Source organism: Pedobacter terrae (assembly GCF_036946585.1).
GTDB classification, from domain to species: Bacteria; Bacteroidota; Bacteroidia; order Sphingobacteriales; family Sphingobacteriaceae; genus Pedobacter; species Pedobacter terrae_C.
Window position 1 is genome coordinate 131,377 of record NZ_JAQIIV010000002.1, and the last position, 14,959, is coordinate 146,335.

The window sequence follows — 14,959 nt, forward strand, 5'->3', positions numbered from 1 at the left end:
GTGCTTTTTTTTATTTTATTGATCTAGGTGTATTTTCCTCCTCTTGGATCTAAAGGGAAAACAGAAATTCAATTGTTACACCTTTCGCACCAATATTTAGCAATTGAATTGAAAATACCTCTTAATAGTTTTTAAAACATATTGTTGGTTGAGTTCAGGTTATAGCTGATAAGCTAGGTTTGCTATTGCCCGGAAAAAGCTGATTGGTTGCTCGAAGTTGAACTTTTTTATCTGTTGAATGAAAGTTGATTTGGAGAGACGCCGTATTTTTTCTTGAAAATAAAGGAAAAATGGGAGAGGTCTTCAAAACCGATTTCGAGGTAAAACTCTGTCGGTTTTTTCTTCTTTTCGGTTAAATGATAGTATGCCAGTTCCAGCCTTTTATCGGTTAGCCATTTTTGAGGTGTGGTATGAAACAATTTTTTAAAATCCCTTTTGAATGTAGACAAACTGCGGCCTGTTAGGTAGCCCAATTTTTCCAACGGCATATTGAACATGAAATTGCGCTGCATAAAATCAACCAGGTCGATCTTACCTGGGACATCAAAATTAGCCAGAACGCTGTCCACACTGGGGTCGATCAACCGCAGAATATTTATGGCCTCTTCAATTTTAAGGCTAGCTAAACTTTCCGGGAATTCGCCTTTCATATCAAAATAGGGAATTAACGAAGCCAGGCAGCTTTCCAATAATGGATGATTGTTAAAGCGATAAATCTTCTGCTGTGGCTGTATATTCTTTTTATGCTCGGTTTTTTCATAGAACTTTTTCAATCGCTCGGTCGATAGGTGCATCACCACAGTTTTATGTGGTAAGCCATTTTTCGGGTAATTAATGATGGTTGCCAGTTCGTTGCTCGGAATCAGGAAAATATCGCCTGTTTTAAAACTAAAAGTAGATTCCGCCTGGATGATTTTGGTTTCTCCCGAAATAAACCATACCAACATATGGTCATCAAACATCAGGTCAGATTTAAACAGCCTATCTTCATAACTGGAAAGCTTAATTTCCTTGGTGAGATATTTAGATATATGTTCCATTGCGATAAAGTTATGGTTTTTGTGTCATTTCCATTATATACACTGTCATCATCGGATGGCTATTAAATTTAATTGATCTGCAATTAAAACAGTTATGCCAGTTCAAATACGGCCTTTTCCCTTTCAAATTTCTTCTTTTCGTGATAGGTGCCGTTTTGGTAGTTGTTTGGCAGCAATATAATCAATAACAATATTGCCAACTGTAAATCAGGGATTCCAGCTAAGTTGTTGAAAGCCTATAATTTAAATTCAATACCTGTCATTTCTTCTGTTAATGCCCATAGTTTTTTAGCATTACTTTCATCCAGCGAATAAGGCATTACACCACTTTGATGCAATTTAGCATGGTTTGGAATGGACGGATTGTCTGATAGAAGTTCAGCGATATCTGCATCTTCACAGTATACACCACCAATGTGATTAAGCAACGGGCTGATGGCTACCCATACCGAAGTTGCAGCACCCTGTGGGATAGTTTTGAGGCTGGCTAATACTTCCGGATGAATGTTTCCATTTTCATCAAAAAATCCCATCTGTTTAAAAAGCTCAATGTCAGCATCTCTGGCCAGTTCTGTTCCAGCAATTGATCCCGGATGTAGCGAATAGGCCCTTACCTGATGTGCTTTTGCACGTTGATCCAATTCCATAGCGAAAAGGTTACTGGCTGTTTTCGATTGCCCATATCCAAGAAGCGTTTGATATTCCCTGTGTTCAAAATTGGGATCATCGAAATTAAAATCTGCCATATGATGCCCCAGTGAAGAAACATTGACCACACGCGCACCATTTGCATGTTTAAGCGCTGGCCATAGTTTGGCTACCAGACGGAACTGTCCAAAGTAATTTATGGAAAGCTGAGATTCAAATCCGCGGCTATCCCGCTGCAAAGGGACCCACATGATTCCCGCATTATTGATTAAAATGTGCAGCGGTCTGCCTGTCGCCAGGAATTTCTCAGCAAATGCATCAATGGTTTCTGGCTTTACAAGATCCATTGCTTCAATTTCTATGTTTGGAATACTTTCTAGATTTTTCCTGGCTTTATCAGTATCCCTGGCTGGTACAATTACGGTGGCTCCCGCTGCAGCCAGTGTTTTTGTGGTCTCCAAACCAATACCAGCATTACCACCCGTTACAATGGCGATTTTTCCCGTTAAGTCAATACCGAAGATGACTTCTGTTGATGTTGAATTTGCGTTAAAACCCGAACCCAACGGGTGTTGTAATGCGCCTTGATAATTGTTCTTTTCCATTATTGATTTTAAATTAAATGTATAGGACAAATTTAGGCAGGTAACCATGGGTAAGTTTTGTTTAGCGTGTCAATTTGCTTTGTTGAGAAGGTCATTTTTTATTTTGTTTTATATGCCAAATCAAAAATGAGGTTTAAGGTGACTGCTGTTCTTTAAGTATTTTATTCTAACTGAAATTCAACTGCTTTACTTTATCTTTGCCTTAATTTAATATTCCCATTTCGTGATCAATGTAAATAATATCTCCGTTTCATTTGGCGGAACCACCCTCTTTAGCGATGTAACCTTCTCCATAAACGAGAACGATAAAATCGCCCTCATGGGTAAAAATGGCGCAGGCAAGTCGACCATACTAAAAATAATTGCTGATGTGGCCAAGCCTACTTCGGGTAGCGTTACAGGCCCGAAAGAAGCTGTAATTGCCTATTTGCCACAGCATTTACTCACTCAAGATCATGTAACTGTTTTTGAAGAAACCATGAAAGCCTTTGCAGAGGTTAACCAGATGCAAAAAGAGCTTGATGAGCTAAACGAGCAGCTTACTATCCGAACCGATTACGAAAGCGATGACTACATGAAGCTTATTGAGCGTGTATCGGAACTAAGTGAGAAATTTTATTCGATTGAAGAAACCAATTATGATGCAGAAGTAGAAAAAGTGCTAAAAGGTTTAGGATTCGAACGCAAAGACTTTACCCGCCAAACTTCAGAGTTTTCGGGTGGATGGCGGATGCGCATTGAGTTAGCTAAGATTTTACTAAAAAAACCTGATTTGATTTTATTGGATGAGCCTACTAACCATATGGATATTGAAAGTATTCAATGGTTGGAAGATTTCCTGATCAATTCGGCAAAGGCGGTGATGGTCATCTCACACGACCGTACTTTTGTTGATAATATCACCAACCGTACCATTGAGGTAACCATGGGCAGGATTTACGATTATAAAGCTAAATACACCCATTATCTTCAGCTGCGCGCTGACCGTCGGATCCACCAATTAAAGGCTTACGAAGAACAACAACGTTTTATTGCCGATAATCAGGAATTTATTGATCGTTTTAGGGGAACTTATTCTAAAACTTTACAAGTGCAGTCTCGTGTAAAGATGCTCGAGAAGCTGGAAGTAATCGAAATTGATGAAGTGGATACATCAGCATTAAGGTTGAAGTTTCCACCCTCACCACGTTCAGGTCAGTACCCGGTAATGGTAGAAGAACTTACCAAAACTTATGGCGATCATGTTGTGTTTGAAAAAGCATCAATGGTCATTGAGCGTGGAGAAAAAGTGGCTTTTGTAGGTAAAAACGGCGAAGGTAAATCGACGATGATTAAAGCCATTATGGGAGAGATCGATTTTGAAGGCAGTTTAAAAGTTGGTCATAATGCTAAGATTGGGTACTTTGCTCAAAATCAGGCTGCTTTACTAGATGAGAACCTTACGGTATTCGAAACCATTGATCAGATTCCACTAAGTGATGGCTCGATAAAAATCAAAGACCTTTTAGGTGCTTTTATGTTTAGCGGGGATGATACCACTAAGAAAGTTAAAGTGCTTTCTGGCGGCGAGAAAACCCGTTTAGCCATGATTAAACTGTTGTTAGAGCCTGTAAACGTATTAATCCTCGATGAGCCTACCAATCACTTGGATATGAAAACTAAAGATATTATTAAGGATGCATTGAAAGATTTTGATGGAACGTTGATTTTGGTGTCACACGATCGTGATTTCCTCGATGGATTGGTGCAAAAGGTATTTGAATTTGGAAATAAGCGTGTTCGCGAGCACTTCGAAGATATCAAAGGATTTTTAGCTTATAAAAAAATGAATAGTTTGAAGGAAATTGAGCAAAGCTAAACAGCGTTTTCCAATACCGAAATTTGAAAGCAGTTCTGAAAAGAACTGCTTTTTTAAGTTGAATTAAAATCAAATGATCTCTCTAGTCTGAAAGCCCCTGAAACACCCGTCCGACCAGGCCGGGCGGAAGTTCAGGGTGACGATAATCAGCAAAGATTTCGCCGACTTCGTTGCACTTGCTACGATTTACAGAATCAACTGGTGTGGTCGTCATTCCCGCGCCTGCGGGAACCTTAAAGTGCTTGCATTACGGTTCCCATCAGATGGCTATCGGATCATTTGTGAATAACGATCTCCCGCAGTTCACAGTTCGGAGAAGAAAGCTATCATTTATATTGATTTTATGCGATAAATCCCCTCATGGTGCTTAAGTTATGGAACAAGTGCTGTAATTTCTTCTTTAGGTATTTCTACACGCCTAACTTCTGTTTGGACTGATGCAAAACCATCAATGATTAAACTAGGTGCTTTACCCATAACCAAAGCATGGTGATTGGTATTACCCTTTAACTTTAATGTGCTGTTATCCAGGATTTCAGTGTATAACCCCTCACTACTGGTTTCGATATCTGCAATAGCATTGTCCTTGAGGATAATCTGGAGGAATTTGGTTGAGAGCCTTGCTTCAGTTTTCACTATTGCATTTTCGTTCGCTTCAATACGGTAGATATCACTTATATAAACAATAAGTTTGCACTTTTCTGTATCAGCGTTGATAATGTTTAGCACCTCACCTTGCTGGGTAACTTTCACCTTTCCTTGATTATCATTTGTATAGGATATACCAATTTTTGGTTGCTGAACCAACGTCACTTCTATATTGCCTCTTATCACAATCTTTCTAAAATCTTGTATTTTTTGAAATATCATGCTGTTATTTTCTGCAGCCCTTAAATTGTTTGGATGGATAACCGTTAATGTTGTTGCCGCGCATAGTAGGGTAATTAATGTCTTAATTGATGTTTTCATTGTCTGCTTTACTAAATTAAATTTTAAATTTCTTAGGTTAAGGTGTTCACTCATGGAAATCAGTTTGCACCGTTATTATTTACAGCAAGCTTAACCAAGCGGGTGCCAAAATAAAAATGTGCCCTCAATTGCTTTCTAAGTAATGTTGTAGCTTATTTCCAGCATAAAGCTGTTCATTTACGAACAGTTAATGTGCGACAGCGAACAGTCATATAGCAGACTTTAACGAGCAGACTATAACGCTAAAGCTAACCACCATCAAGTTGATACAAAAAGTAATTATAATGCATATTTAATTGCTTTAGTATTTAATTGGCGAGCTGTGGATATGCTTTGATTATTATCAAGTACATAATAATATGAATTGAAATAGTTTAACCAGATAGTATTATTTTTGTGATAGCATGAGTTTACCATCTATCATGCATGTTTTAGGGAATTGTTTAAATTTTTGATGACTTTAAACAAGGGAGAGGCAAGCATGATGAATGTTTGCCCTTTTTTATTTAAGAAATTAAATAATAGAGAAAGCATAAAAAAAGGTCGCGACTCTCATCGCGACCTTTTCACTATATATACTATGAAAAAATGCTCAATTTTAAAGTGCTTCAGAAACCACTTCAGTTACTTCTGGAACCATTCGTTGCAATAAGTTTTGGATACCTGATTTAAGCGTAATAGTAGAAGACGGACAGCCACTGCAAGAGCCGCGTAATTCTACGGTTACTATACCTTCATCAAAAGATTTGTATGTAATAGCGCCACCATCCTGTTCAACAGCAGGGCGTACATAATCGTGTAAAATCTGCTGTATTTTAATTTCAGTCTCCGTACCTTCAAACGTAGGTGCTTCTTCAGCAGCTGCTTCTTTAATTTTTAATTCAGATTCTACTGCGCCCTTAACAAATTCTTTTAAAATAGCTTCAATATCCGACCATTCTGCATCATCTGTTTTGGTAATGGTAACAAAATTACTGGCGAAAAAAACGCCAGAAACAAAGTTGAACTTAAACAATTCTTTTGCAAAAGGTGAATGTTCAGCACTCTCTTTATTCGCAAAATCCTCACTGCCGTTTACTAACAGTTTATTTACCATAAATTTCATGGTAGCTGGATTTGGAGTCTGTTCTGTATATACGTTAATCGTCATGTCTTAATCAATTTGAATAAACAAAATTAACAATTAGTCATCAATAAAACCGCTGTTGGCTGTCTGCTTAACGTCAATTTAATTTAACTAAAAAACGCCAGTGTAATTAAAAGGTGTAATGGTTCTCAATTGTACCTTTATTTCTTCAGAAACGGCCAAACCTTCAATAAATTCAGCAATGCTTGCTGCGTTAATTTTAGTGTTTGTTCTGGTTAATTCTTTCAGTGCCTCGTAAGGGTTAGGATAGTTTTCTCTTCTTAAAACAGTTTGAATAGCCTCTGCAACGACCGCCCAGTTTTCATCTAAATCTGCATGCAAAGCAGTTTCATTTAACAAAATTTTATTTAAGCCACGCAAAGTCGATTGAATGGCAATTAATGTATGTCCGAAAGGAACACCAATATTTCTTAAAACAGTAGAGTCTGTTAAATCTCTTTGCAAACGTGAAATGGGTAGTTTGGCAGCGAAGAATTCGAAAAGTGCATTTGCGATTCCGGCGTTACCTTCTGCATTTTCAAAATCGATAGGGTTAACCTTATGTGGCATTGCCGATGAGCCGATTTCTCCGGCTTTGATCTTCTGTTTGAAATAATTTTTGGAGATATAGGTCCAGATATCCCTGTCTAAATCGATAATGATATTATTGATTCGTTTCAAGGAATCACACTGTGCTGCAAACTGATCATAATGTTCAATCTGTGTAGTATGCTGAGCACGTGATAAACCTAATGTTTCATTAACGAATTGATTCGAAAAATCAACCCAGTTTACTTGAGGATAAGCAATGTGATGTGCATTGAAATTACCGGTTGCTCCACCGAACTTTGCACTATTAGGAATACTTTTTAAACTTTCTACCTGGATGGTTAAACGCTCGGCGAAAACCAAAAACTCTTTACCTAATTTGGTGGGAGAGGCTGGCTGCCCATGGGTATGTGCCAGCATCGGAATATCTTTCCATTCTGTGGCCAGCGCAGTTATTTTTTCAATTAAAGCATTGATCAACGGATAGTAACTTTTATTTAAAGCCAGTTTAATGGAATATGGGATGGCCGTATTATTGATATCTTGAGAGGTTAAACCAAAATGGATAAACTCTTTATAATTTTGAAGAGATAAGGCATCGAATTTATTTTTGATAAAATATTCTACTGCTTTAACATCATGATTGGTTACTTTTTCAGTTTCCTTGATTTCTAAAGCGTCAGCTTCAGAAAAATTTTCATGAATTTTGCGTAATTCAGCATAACGATTTCGATCGAAATTTGCTAAGCCAGGCAAGTTGATTTCGCAAAGCGCTATGAAATATTCGATTTCTACAAATACCCGGTATTTAATTAAGGCTTCTTCAGAAAAGTAAGCGGCTAATCCTTCTGTAGTTTTTCTGTAACGGCCATCAATAGGTGAAATAGCTTGTAGTGATGTTAAATTCATTATGCGGATTATATTTTGCCGCAAATGTACTACAATTGATGGATTTTAAGGCCTTGATGTCTAAAATAAAAAAGCGTTAGTTATACAACGGCTCGTTAACTGGTTTGGTAAAACGACTTTTTAGTAATATCAGCTTTATCTTGTCTTCAACGGTCGTAACTTTTATTTTGTATCTTTTTAACTGTAGAGTCAACTTCAAATGAATCTGTTCCACCGTCTTTCTTTTCTGATTAACAAGCTACAACTGATAAAGATAAAGCGATTGCTAAAAAAAATAGTTTTAAATACATTTTTCATTTCTTTTCTGGTTAGGTCTTAAAAAAAATGATCAATTAATACCAGAATAAGTAATTAACCCGGATTCAAATAAATAAGGTCTTGATTATTAAAATCAAGACCTTATTTATTTCGATTAACGTATTAAACTAGTGTTTAACTTCGGTTTTTTCAGTAGTAGCTTTAACAGAAGTATCTTTTACGGTAGAATCTTTTACTACGGTATCCACTTTAGTGGTGTCAGTAATAATGGTAGAAGAATCTGTAACTGTTGTATCAGCGCCATCCGCTTTTTTACTTGAATCGCCACAAGCAGCAACTGTTAGAGATAAAGCAAGGGCTAAAAAGCCTAATTTGAATACATTTTTCATGTTGATATATGTTTTAGGGTTAATATATACTCTTAATACCAAAAATTTCAAAAGGTAACCGCCTTTTTTCTGCTAAAAGAAAAAAGCCTTTGAAAATGAATTTCAAAGGCTTTTTTTATAAGTAAGTTAGACTAGTGTTTAACTTCAGTTTTTTCTGTAGTAGTTTTTACAGTAGTATCTTTTACTGTAGAATCTTTAACTGTAGTATCTTTTGCAGTAGTGTCAGTAATTACAGTTGAAGAATCAGTAGCTGTAGTATCAGCACCTTCTGCTTTTTTCTCTGAGTTACAAGCAACAACTGATAAAGATAAAGCTAAAGCTAAGAAGCCTAATTTGAATGCATTTTTCATTTTGAATATTTTTTAAGTAATTAATTAATTTACTGTTAATACCGCATATTTAAAAAGGTAACCCATAAAAAATAAAAAAAAAATGGATAAAATCAAAAAAGCGCCTTAAAGTTGACTTCAAGACGCTTTTTATATAATAAAGTTAGACTAGTGTTTAACTTCAGTTTTCTCTGTAGTAGTTTTTACAGTTGTATCTTTTACTGTAGAATCTTTTACTGAAGTATCTTTTGCAGTAGTATCAGTAACGATAGTAGAAGAATCAGTTAAAGTAGTATCAGCACCTTCAGCTTTTTTTTCTGAGTTACAAGCAACAACTGATAAAGATAAAGCTAAAGCTAAAAAGCCTAATTTGAATGCATTTTTCATTTTTGAATTTTTTTAGTAATTTATTTTCTATTAATGCCGCAAAGGTAAAAAGGTAACCCGAAAATTTGCAGAAAAGTTAAAATATTTTTTCGGTTGAATTTGGGTTACCGTTTGCTCGATGTTTGTATTAAGCAATATAGTAGCTATAAATATTTTTTTGTCTAATATTGGGTTACTATTTACAGAAAAATGTATTAACTAGTGAATAACAGTTTAAAGGGTTCAGTTCCAACAGATAGAGAAGTTATTTTAGGCGTTCTAAATAACTCTGAAGATACACTTAACAAGTTATACAAAGCTTATTATGCGATGGTTTTGCAGTTTATCCTGAACAATAATGGTGACGAAGACGATGCGAAAGACGTATATCAGGAAGGCATAATTATTTTATATAACAAAATTAAGGCAGGTAACTTTGAGCTTAGCAGCAAGTTGAAAACTTATATTTATTCAGTTTGCAGGCGTATTTGGCTAAAAAAACTAAGTCTCAATAGTAAAAAAACGGGGAGTATTACTGATTATGAGGATGTTTTCGCTGTAGAGGAAGATATTGAGCACCACGAAGAAAAAGATGCATCATTTGTAAAAATGCAATCAGCGCTTGATCATCTTGGCGAACCTTGCAAAACCATTATTCAGGATTTTTATATCCACAATTTATCCATGCAGGAAATATGCGAAAAATTCGGCTATACCAATACCGATAACGCAAAAACGCAGAAGTATAAATGCCTGCAGAGGTTAAAGAAAATATTTTTTCAACCATAATTTGAAATGAGAAACGATTTGGAGTTAGACGCAATTATTGAAGATTATCTGTTAGGTAAACTTAATGCACAGGAAATGGAAGCTTTTGAAAAGTTGCGTCTCAATGATGCTACAGTAGATCATAAGGTAGTTTCGCATAAGTTCTTCTTAGCTTCTATGGATACGTTTGCGGAGCAGTTGCGCTTAAAAGAACAGTTAAATCATATCCATTCAGAAATTGATGTGGAAGGTTTGGCCGCTACACTTAGGCCGCATCCATCGCGAGTGGTCCAACTATGGCGGAAACATAAATCTGCCATTGCAGTTGCAGCATCTTTTGTTGTACTTTCTTTGGTTTCAATTTACTCTATTCAACACAGCACTCAACAGGCCGAGCGTTATAGACAGTTAAGTAACCGGGTAAATAACGCCATTAAAACACAAAACAGCTTAATCAGAAACATCAAGCATAATAACGCCACTTCTGATAAGCCAAATAATCAGAATAGTTTTGGCGGTACTGGTTTTGCCATTTCTACAAATGGTTACATCTTAACCAATCTACATATTATTAATGGTGCTGATTCTTTATACGTACAAAATAGCAAGGGAGAATCGTTTAAGGTAAAATCGGTTTATACAGATCCTCAAAATGATATCGCCATTCTTAAAATAAGTGATAAACATTTCAGCAATTTATCTTCTATTCCTTATACCATTAAAAGAAATACCAGTAATATTGGTGAAATTGTATACACTTTAGGTTACCCGAAAGATGATGCGGTACTTGGAGAAGGTTATGTAAGCTCTAAAAATGGTTTTATAGGAGATACCACACAATATCAGGTAGCCATTTCGGTTAACCCAGGTAATAGCGGCGGTCCGGTTTTAGATAATAATGGAAATTTAGTTGGTATTATTAGTGGCAAGCCAGATCAAACTGAAGGTGCAGCTTTTGCCATAAAATCAAAATATATTTTAGAAGCCATGAGGGCTATTCCTCAAGATTCTTTGGGCGTAAATAAACTTTCTGCCAACAAAAAGAGTTTGCTTTCTGGTTTAAAGCGAACCAAACAGATTGAGAAAATACAAGATTACGTGTTTATGATTAAAGCATATTAAAATATACCCCCAAACAAATTAATACTTTTAGGCTCTGAAGATCGTTTCTTCAGGGCTTTTTTACTGAATTTGTAATTTGGAAGTCTAAAATAAACATTAAGTCTATGTATTTACTGGGGTATTGTTTAAATTTGTTATAATCAAAAATTAAATCAATAAGATCATGAGTATAAGATTAGGCGATACCGCACCAAACTTCAAGGCTGATACATCCATTGGCGAAATAGATTTTTACGACTATTTAGGCGATAGCTGGGGTGTGCTGTTCTCTCACCCAGCTGATTATACACCCGTTTGTACCACTGAACTAGGCAGAACTGCTGCATTGAAAGATGAGTTTGAAAAAAGGAATGTTAAAGTTTTAGCGATAAGCGTAGATTCTGCCGAGTCGCATAAGGGATGGATAAATGATATCAACGAAACTCAAAATACTTCCGTAGAGTTTCCGATTATTGCAGATCCGGATAAAATCGTAGCGAATCTTTATGATATGATCCATCCGAATGCTTCAGAAACATTAACGGTGAGGTCGTTGTTTGTGATTAGTCCTGATAAAAAGATAAAGTTGATCATTACCTATCCAGCATCAACCGGACGTAATTTTAATGAGGTGTTGCGCGTAATTGATTCTTTGCAGCTTACTGCCAATTATAGCGTAGCTACTCCGGCCGATTGGAAAGATGGTGAAGACGTAATTGTGGTGAACAGCATTAAGACTGAAGACATCCCCGCTAAATTTCCTAAGGGACACCAGGTGATTAAACCTTATTTACGCACAACACCTCAACCGAATAAATGATGTAGATTTTAACGCAACATTCTTGTTGAATAGGCGTAAATGACTTGCATTATAGGCGTAAGTTATTATATTTGGTAGTTTTGTTTCAATATTAATGCTTTAAACGGGTTGTTTTATTTAAATTATACGCAATTGTTTAAATTAAATGCTGATCAAGGCGTAAAATGTTTATTTATTTATACAATTTTTAATTTTTTTTATGGCAACCGGAAGAGTTAAATGGTTTAATACGCAAAAAGGCTTTGGATTTATTGTGCAAGAAGACAATAAAGACCTATTTGTGCATTTCAAAGATGTGTTGGGCGGAATTGAAAGTTTGAAAGAAAACGACAAAGTAGAGTTTGAAGTAGCTGAAGGCAGAAAAGGTTTACAAGCTATAAACGTCAAAAAAGTTTAAGCAAAATATAATACTTGCTTCCAAGCAACAAAAGGCCTTTCAAAAGAAAGGCTTTTTGTGCTAGTAACGCGCTATCATGCTAACATGATGAAAATTTCTTAAGATAGAGCATTCGTGGTTCAATAGTTATGCGTTTGCCTGGTCTAGGTTGAACGGATGCCAGAATGAAGTAATTAAACCAGATCTGTGTTTAGGGTAACTACTGCTTTAAATCAAAAGCTGCTGGAAGTTGTCAAACCGAAGTGTGATAATCAAGAAGCCGCCTATAAATACTATTTTGCAGTTGTAAATTCAATCAGATATGGTTTAAGTGGTATTCCATTTTCATTACGAAAACCGCTCCCTAAAATAAGCTGGTATTGGTTGTTGGGTTTTAAAACTACATTAAATGAGGCAGAATATCCGTCATCAGAAAAGCCTTTAAATTCCTTTATTCTCAATACATGTGTTTCTCCTAAAGGTCCAAATTCAAAATTCCGGTATCTTTTATCCATTTTGGAAGAAAATTTGATGGTAATCTGCATTAAATTCGGATCAACTTTTTTGCTTCCGTTTTTAAATTCTTTAATGCCCACAACTGTCGGCCGACCTTTATCGTATTCCCGGTGAAATTTGGATAACGGTTTATCAAAATAACCTGAGCGATCAACAAATCGATATAAAGCAGATGGGTTATTATAATCCAGATTGATCATTTCATTAATGGCCAGGTTTTTATCTTTGGCATGCTGATAATATTGTTTACAGATTTCATAGCCAACGTAATAGCCTAAATCGCGCATCTTAAATTCATTATCGGCATTGCTGTATAACCAGAAGCCACTATCTTCAAAAAGCATTTGTTTGGAAAATACGCTTCTTATCTTTTCAAAATGCTGCGTTCCAAACTCAAAAGCTGGTGTTGGTGAAGGCTTCCCGGTAACGGTAACTGCTACAAATTCAGCCGCGCCTTCAATAATGCACTGCGAGAGGAGGTTATAGCCAATACTGCTTTTCTGTTGGGTATGCACATATTCATGCACATTTAAAAATACCGTTCCGCTGATCGGGTTGCTGCTAAAAAAAGTTTTCAAGTGTGATAGTGCTTTCGGGAATTCAGAAGAAACGGTATTTTCATCAGCCAGCGCGAGTTCACTGCCAATCAGCACATTTCCATCCAATGTGGTTCCGTTGGTGCGTAAGGCTCCGATGGTAAAGTAAATATGGGCAGGTTTAAGCTTGCTGTAAATCTTGGCCAATTTATCTATTTCTGTGGAAATGCTATCTGCAAATTCATCTGCACGTAGGGTATTGGCCCTTATCGAACGCCAAAAAAGCGGATAATGATTAATGGCATCTAAATAAGATTTAGCGGTATATCCTCTCGCTTTCATGATCGACTTTAAGCCATCAGTACCTTTCTTAATAAACAGATCGTTGATGTAACCCATGTGCAAAGTACTATCGCTGGTCTCTTTAATCAAGTCGTAAGCCGTCCAAAAGTTTTTAATATCAGATGTGATGATTTGTTGATGTATATTTTGGGAATTTGCTTTTAAAAAACATAGCCATAGCAGTAATAATAAGGTAGATGGTTTCAAGCGAGTTATTTTTTAATAAAGGAATAGATATTTGAAATAAACATAAGCAATAATAAACATATCTGCCAGCAAATAACGCCGCTGTTAAAACTGTTTGCTAAACCTCTTATAATCATTTAGCAAAGTTGAATAGTCGATAATAAATGCCTTTGAAGGTTATTTCTTCTTTACTTTTCCAAAATCGACAATATCTTTCTCTTTAGGCAACTCATTATGGTGTAAATCATCAAAACCCTTTTGGTAGCCCGATCGGTAACGGTCAATTACGTAAGGAATACCTTCTCCCAAAAGGAGTTGGGCTGAAGTGGTCACCTCAAAATGCAAATGCGGTTCCCGTGCATCGCCAGAGTTACCAATATTGCCCAATAATTGTCCTTTACTTACATGATCTCCTTTTTTAACCCATACGCTACCCGGCTTCATATGCATATAATGGGCGTAATGCCCTCCACCAAGATCAATAATGATATGGTTACCTGGCAGTTTTTCTAATGTTAGCGTTACTGCCGGATGAAAGGCCATTCCGTGTCCCGGAACGTTATCTGGTAATCCGTCCGTAGCAGAGACGACTGTCCCATCGGCCACGGCAAATATTTTTTCGCCATAACAGAAATACGATTGTACATTTGCCGGATCGCCTGAAAATGATAGGCTATCTTTAACTTTTTTCCAGTCAATGGCAAATCGCCTTGAATTCACTGTACGTCCGCCGAGAATGAGATTTCCGCGACGGTGATGATTATCAATACTGTTTCCAGGACCATCGGCAGCAATCCAATCTGGACCTGCTACAGGAGATTTAAACGTTTGAAGTTTAGTGGTATGTATATTGACTATTGCTCCTTCTAAAGAATCAGCTGAGGTAATGATCCGATGCCTCAAATTATTAGAAAAAGGTTTCTCTTTACTCGTTTTGGCCTCAATATATACCACCGCACTTTGCCCAGCTCCAATACTTAGGCGGTCTTCTGGATTTTCGTTACCCAAAATTTTCACCATGCTTTTGAGTTCCAGGGAATCAAAAGATACGATTGGAACGTTGCTTTTTAGGCCTCCCTTAAGCAGTTCCATGCGTTGTAAGCGTACCGGTGAAGTACTGAAGTTAGTAAGGTAAAGTTCATAGATCAGGAAAAAATTTGATCCGTTCGGGAAAGCGGTGGGACCATATGGTATGCGCATTTCCAATTGCAGGGGCAGTGAAAAAGGTTTCTCCTTCGGCTTTATTGTTGCATCCTGTGCAATTGAAC

The 14,959-nt window shown here is 36.6% G+C and carries 15 protein-coding genes; 5 read left to right on the forward strand and 10 right to left on the reverse strand.

Annotated elements, in window-relative coordinates:
* Positions 1 to 227 precede the first annotated feature (227 nt).
* Both PGN18_RS03110 and PGN18_RS03115 read right to left on the reverse strand, forming a co-directional pair.
* Positions 228 to 1,040 (reverse strand): helix-turn-helix domain-containing protein, encoded by an 813-nt coding sequence (locus PGN18_RS03110; protein ID WP_335317899.1) that lies wholly within the window; start codon positions 1,038 to 1,040, stop codon positions 228 to 230.
* Positions 1,041 to 1,276: 236 nt separating this feature from the next.
* Entirely contained in the window at positions 1,277 to 2,293 is a 1,017-nt protein-coding gene (locus tag PGN18_RS03115; RefSeq protein ID WP_335317900.1) for an SDR family NAD(P)-dependent oxidoreductase, read from the reverse strand.
* A gap of 223 nt (positions 2,294 to 2,516) precedes the next feature.
* On the opposite strand from PGN18_RS03115, the gene abc-f reads away from it, so the two are divergent.
* Entirely contained in the window at positions 2,517 to 4,151 is a 1,635-nt protein-coding gene (abc-f, locus tag PGN18_RS03120) for a ribosomal protection-like ABC-F family protein (RefSeq protein WP_335317901.1), read from the forward strand.
* Positions 4,152 to 4,523: 372 nt separating this feature from the next.
* Here abc-f and PGN18_RS03125 read toward each other — a convergent pair whose 3' ends face one another.
* The 6 genes from PGN18_RS03125 to PGN18_RS03150 all read right to left on the reverse strand — a co-directional run bounded on the left by PGN18_RS03125 (position 4,524) and on the right by PGN18_RS03150 (position 9,067).
* On the reverse strand, positions 4,524 to 5,120 hold the full coding sequence (locus PGN18_RS03125; protein WP_335317902.1) for a GIN domain-containing protein: 597 nt from the start codon (positions 5,118 to 5,120) through the stop codon (positions 4,524 to 4,526).
* 598 nt (positions 5,121 to 5,718) lie between these two features.
* The gene (locus PGN18_RS03130) at positions 5,719 to 6,270 is read right to left on the reverse strand and encodes a NifU family protein (RefSeq protein ID WP_335317903.1); all 552 of its coding nucleotides are present in this window, start codon (positions 6,268 to 6,270) and stop codon (positions 5,719 to 5,721) included.
* A gap of 87 nt (positions 6,271 to 6,357) precedes the next feature.
* Complete coding sequence (gene purB, locus PGN18_RS03135; RefSeq protein ID WP_335317904.1) at positions 6,358 to 7,704, reverse strand: adenylosuccinate lyase; 1,347 nt, start codon at positions 7,702 to 7,704, stop codon at positions 6,358 to 6,360.
* A gap of 425 nt (positions 7,705 to 8,129) precedes the next feature.
* Positions 8,130 to 8,351, reverse strand: a complete 222-nt coding sequence (locus tag PGN18_RS03140; RefSeq protein WP_335317905.1) for a hypothetical protein — start codon at positions 8,349 to 8,351, stop codon at positions 8,130 to 8,132.
* Between the two features lie 131 nt (positions 8,352 to 8,482).
* Positions 8,483 to 8,701, reverse strand: coding sequence for a hypothetical protein (locus tag PGN18_RS03145; RefSeq protein WP_121283151.1), 219 nt, complete (start codon positions 8,699 to 8,701; stop codon positions 8,483 to 8,485).
* Positions 8,702 to 8,848: 147 nt separating this feature from the next.
* Positions 8,849 to 9,067: a hypothetical protein gene (locus tag PGN18_RS03150; protein ID WP_090985534.1), complete on the reverse strand. Its 219-nt coding sequence runs from the start codon at positions 9,065 to 9,067 to the stop codon at positions 8,849 to 8,851.
* A 201-nt stretch (positions 9,068 to 9,268) separates the two neighbouring features.
* Between PGN18_RS03150 and PGN18_RS03155 the strand changes: the two genes are divergently transcribed.
* From PGN18_RS03155 to PGN18_RS03170, 4 genes are all read left to right on the forward strand, one after another.
* Positions 9,269 to 9,835, forward strand: coding sequence for an RNA polymerase sigma factor (locus PGN18_RS03155; protein WP_335317906.1), 567 nt, complete (start codon positions 9,269 to 9,271; stop codon positions 9,833 to 9,835).
* Between the two features lie 6 nt (positions 9,836 to 9,841).
* On the forward strand, positions 9,842 to 10,936 hold the full coding sequence (locus PGN18_RS03160; protein ID WP_335317907.1) for a S1C family serine protease: 1,095 nt from the start codon (positions 9,842 to 9,844) through the stop codon (positions 10,934 to 10,936).
* 163 nt (positions 10,937 to 11,099) lie between these two features.
* Positions 11,100 to 11,735 (forward strand): peroxiredoxin, encoded by a 636-nt coding sequence (locus PGN18_RS03165; RefSeq protein WP_335317908.1) that lies wholly within the window; start codon positions 11,100 to 11,102, stop codon positions 11,733 to 11,735.
* 199 nt (positions 11,736 to 11,934) lie between these two features.
* Positions 11,935 to 12,132: a cold-shock protein gene (locus PGN18_RS03170; protein ID WP_335317909.1), complete on the forward strand. Its 198-nt coding sequence runs from the start codon at positions 11,935 to 11,937 to the stop codon at positions 12,130 to 12,132.
* 272 nt (positions 12,133 to 12,404) lie between these two features.
* Here the strand turns inward: PGN18_RS03170 and PGN18_RS03175 are convergent, their stop codons facing one another.
* Both PGN18_RS03175 and PGN18_RS03180 read right to left on the reverse strand, forming a co-directional pair.
* A complete protein-coding gene (locus PGN18_RS03175; RefSeq protein WP_335317910.1) occupies positions 12,405 to 13,712 on the reverse strand; it encodes a hypothetical protein in 1,308 nt (435 codons plus the stop codon).
* 156 nt (positions 13,713 to 13,868) lie between these two features.
* Positions 13,869 to 14,891, reverse strand: coding sequence for a M23 family metallopeptidase (locus PGN18_RS03180; RefSeq protein WP_335317911.1), 1,023 nt, complete (start codon positions 14,889 to 14,891; stop codon positions 13,869 to 13,871).
* Positions 14,892 to 14,959 lie beyond the last annotated feature (68 nt).

Bases quoted from the DNA above. Each gene is read 5' to 3' on its own strand.
- PGN18_RS03110 (WP_335317899.1), bottom strand. From the start codon at position 1,040: ATGGAACATATATCTAAATATCTCACCAAGGAAATTAAGCTTTCCAGT.
- PGN18_RS03115 (WP_335317900.1), bottom strand. From the start codon at position 2,293: ATGGAAAAGAACAATTATCAAGGCGCATTACAACACCCGTTGGGTTCG.
- PGN18_RS03125 (WP_335317902.1), bottom strand. From the start codon at position 5,120: ATGAAAACATCAATTAAGACATTAATTACCCTACTATGCGCGGCAACA.
- PGN18_RS03130 (WP_335317903.1), bottom strand. From the start codon at position 6,270: ATGACGATTAACGTATATACAGAACAGACTCCAAATCCAGCTACCATG.
- purB (WP_335317904.1), bottom strand. From the start codon at position 7,704: ATGAATTTAACATCACTACAAGCTATTTCACCTATTGATGGCCGTTAC.
- PGN18_RS03140 (WP_335317905.1), bottom strand. From the start codon at position 8,351: ATGAAAAATGTATTCAAATTAGGCTTTTTAGCCCTTGCTTTATCTCTA.
- PGN18_RS03145 (WP_121283151.1), bottom strand. From the start codon at position 8,701: ATGAAAAATGCATTCAAATTAGGCTTCTTAGCTTTAGCTTTATCTTTA.
- PGN18_RS03150 (WP_090985534.1), bottom strand. From the start codon at position 9,067: ATGAAAAATGCATTCAAATTAGGCTTTTTAGCTTTAGCTTTATCTTTA.
- PGN18_RS03160 (WP_335317907.1), top strand. From the start codon at position 9,842: ATGAGAAACGATTTGGAGTTAGACGCAATTATTGAAGATTATCTGTTA.
- PGN18_RS03165 (WP_335317908.1), top strand. From the start codon at position 11,100: ATGAGTATAAGATTAGGCGATACCGCACCAAACTTCAAGGCTGATACA.
- PGN18_RS03170 (WP_335317909.1), top strand. From the start codon at position 11,935: ATGGCAACCGGAAGAGTTAAATGGTTTAATACGCAAAAAGGCTTTGGA.
- PGN18_RS03180 (WP_335317911.1), bottom strand. From the start codon at position 14,891: ATGCGCATACCATATGGTCCCACCGCTTTCCCGAACGGATCAAATTTT.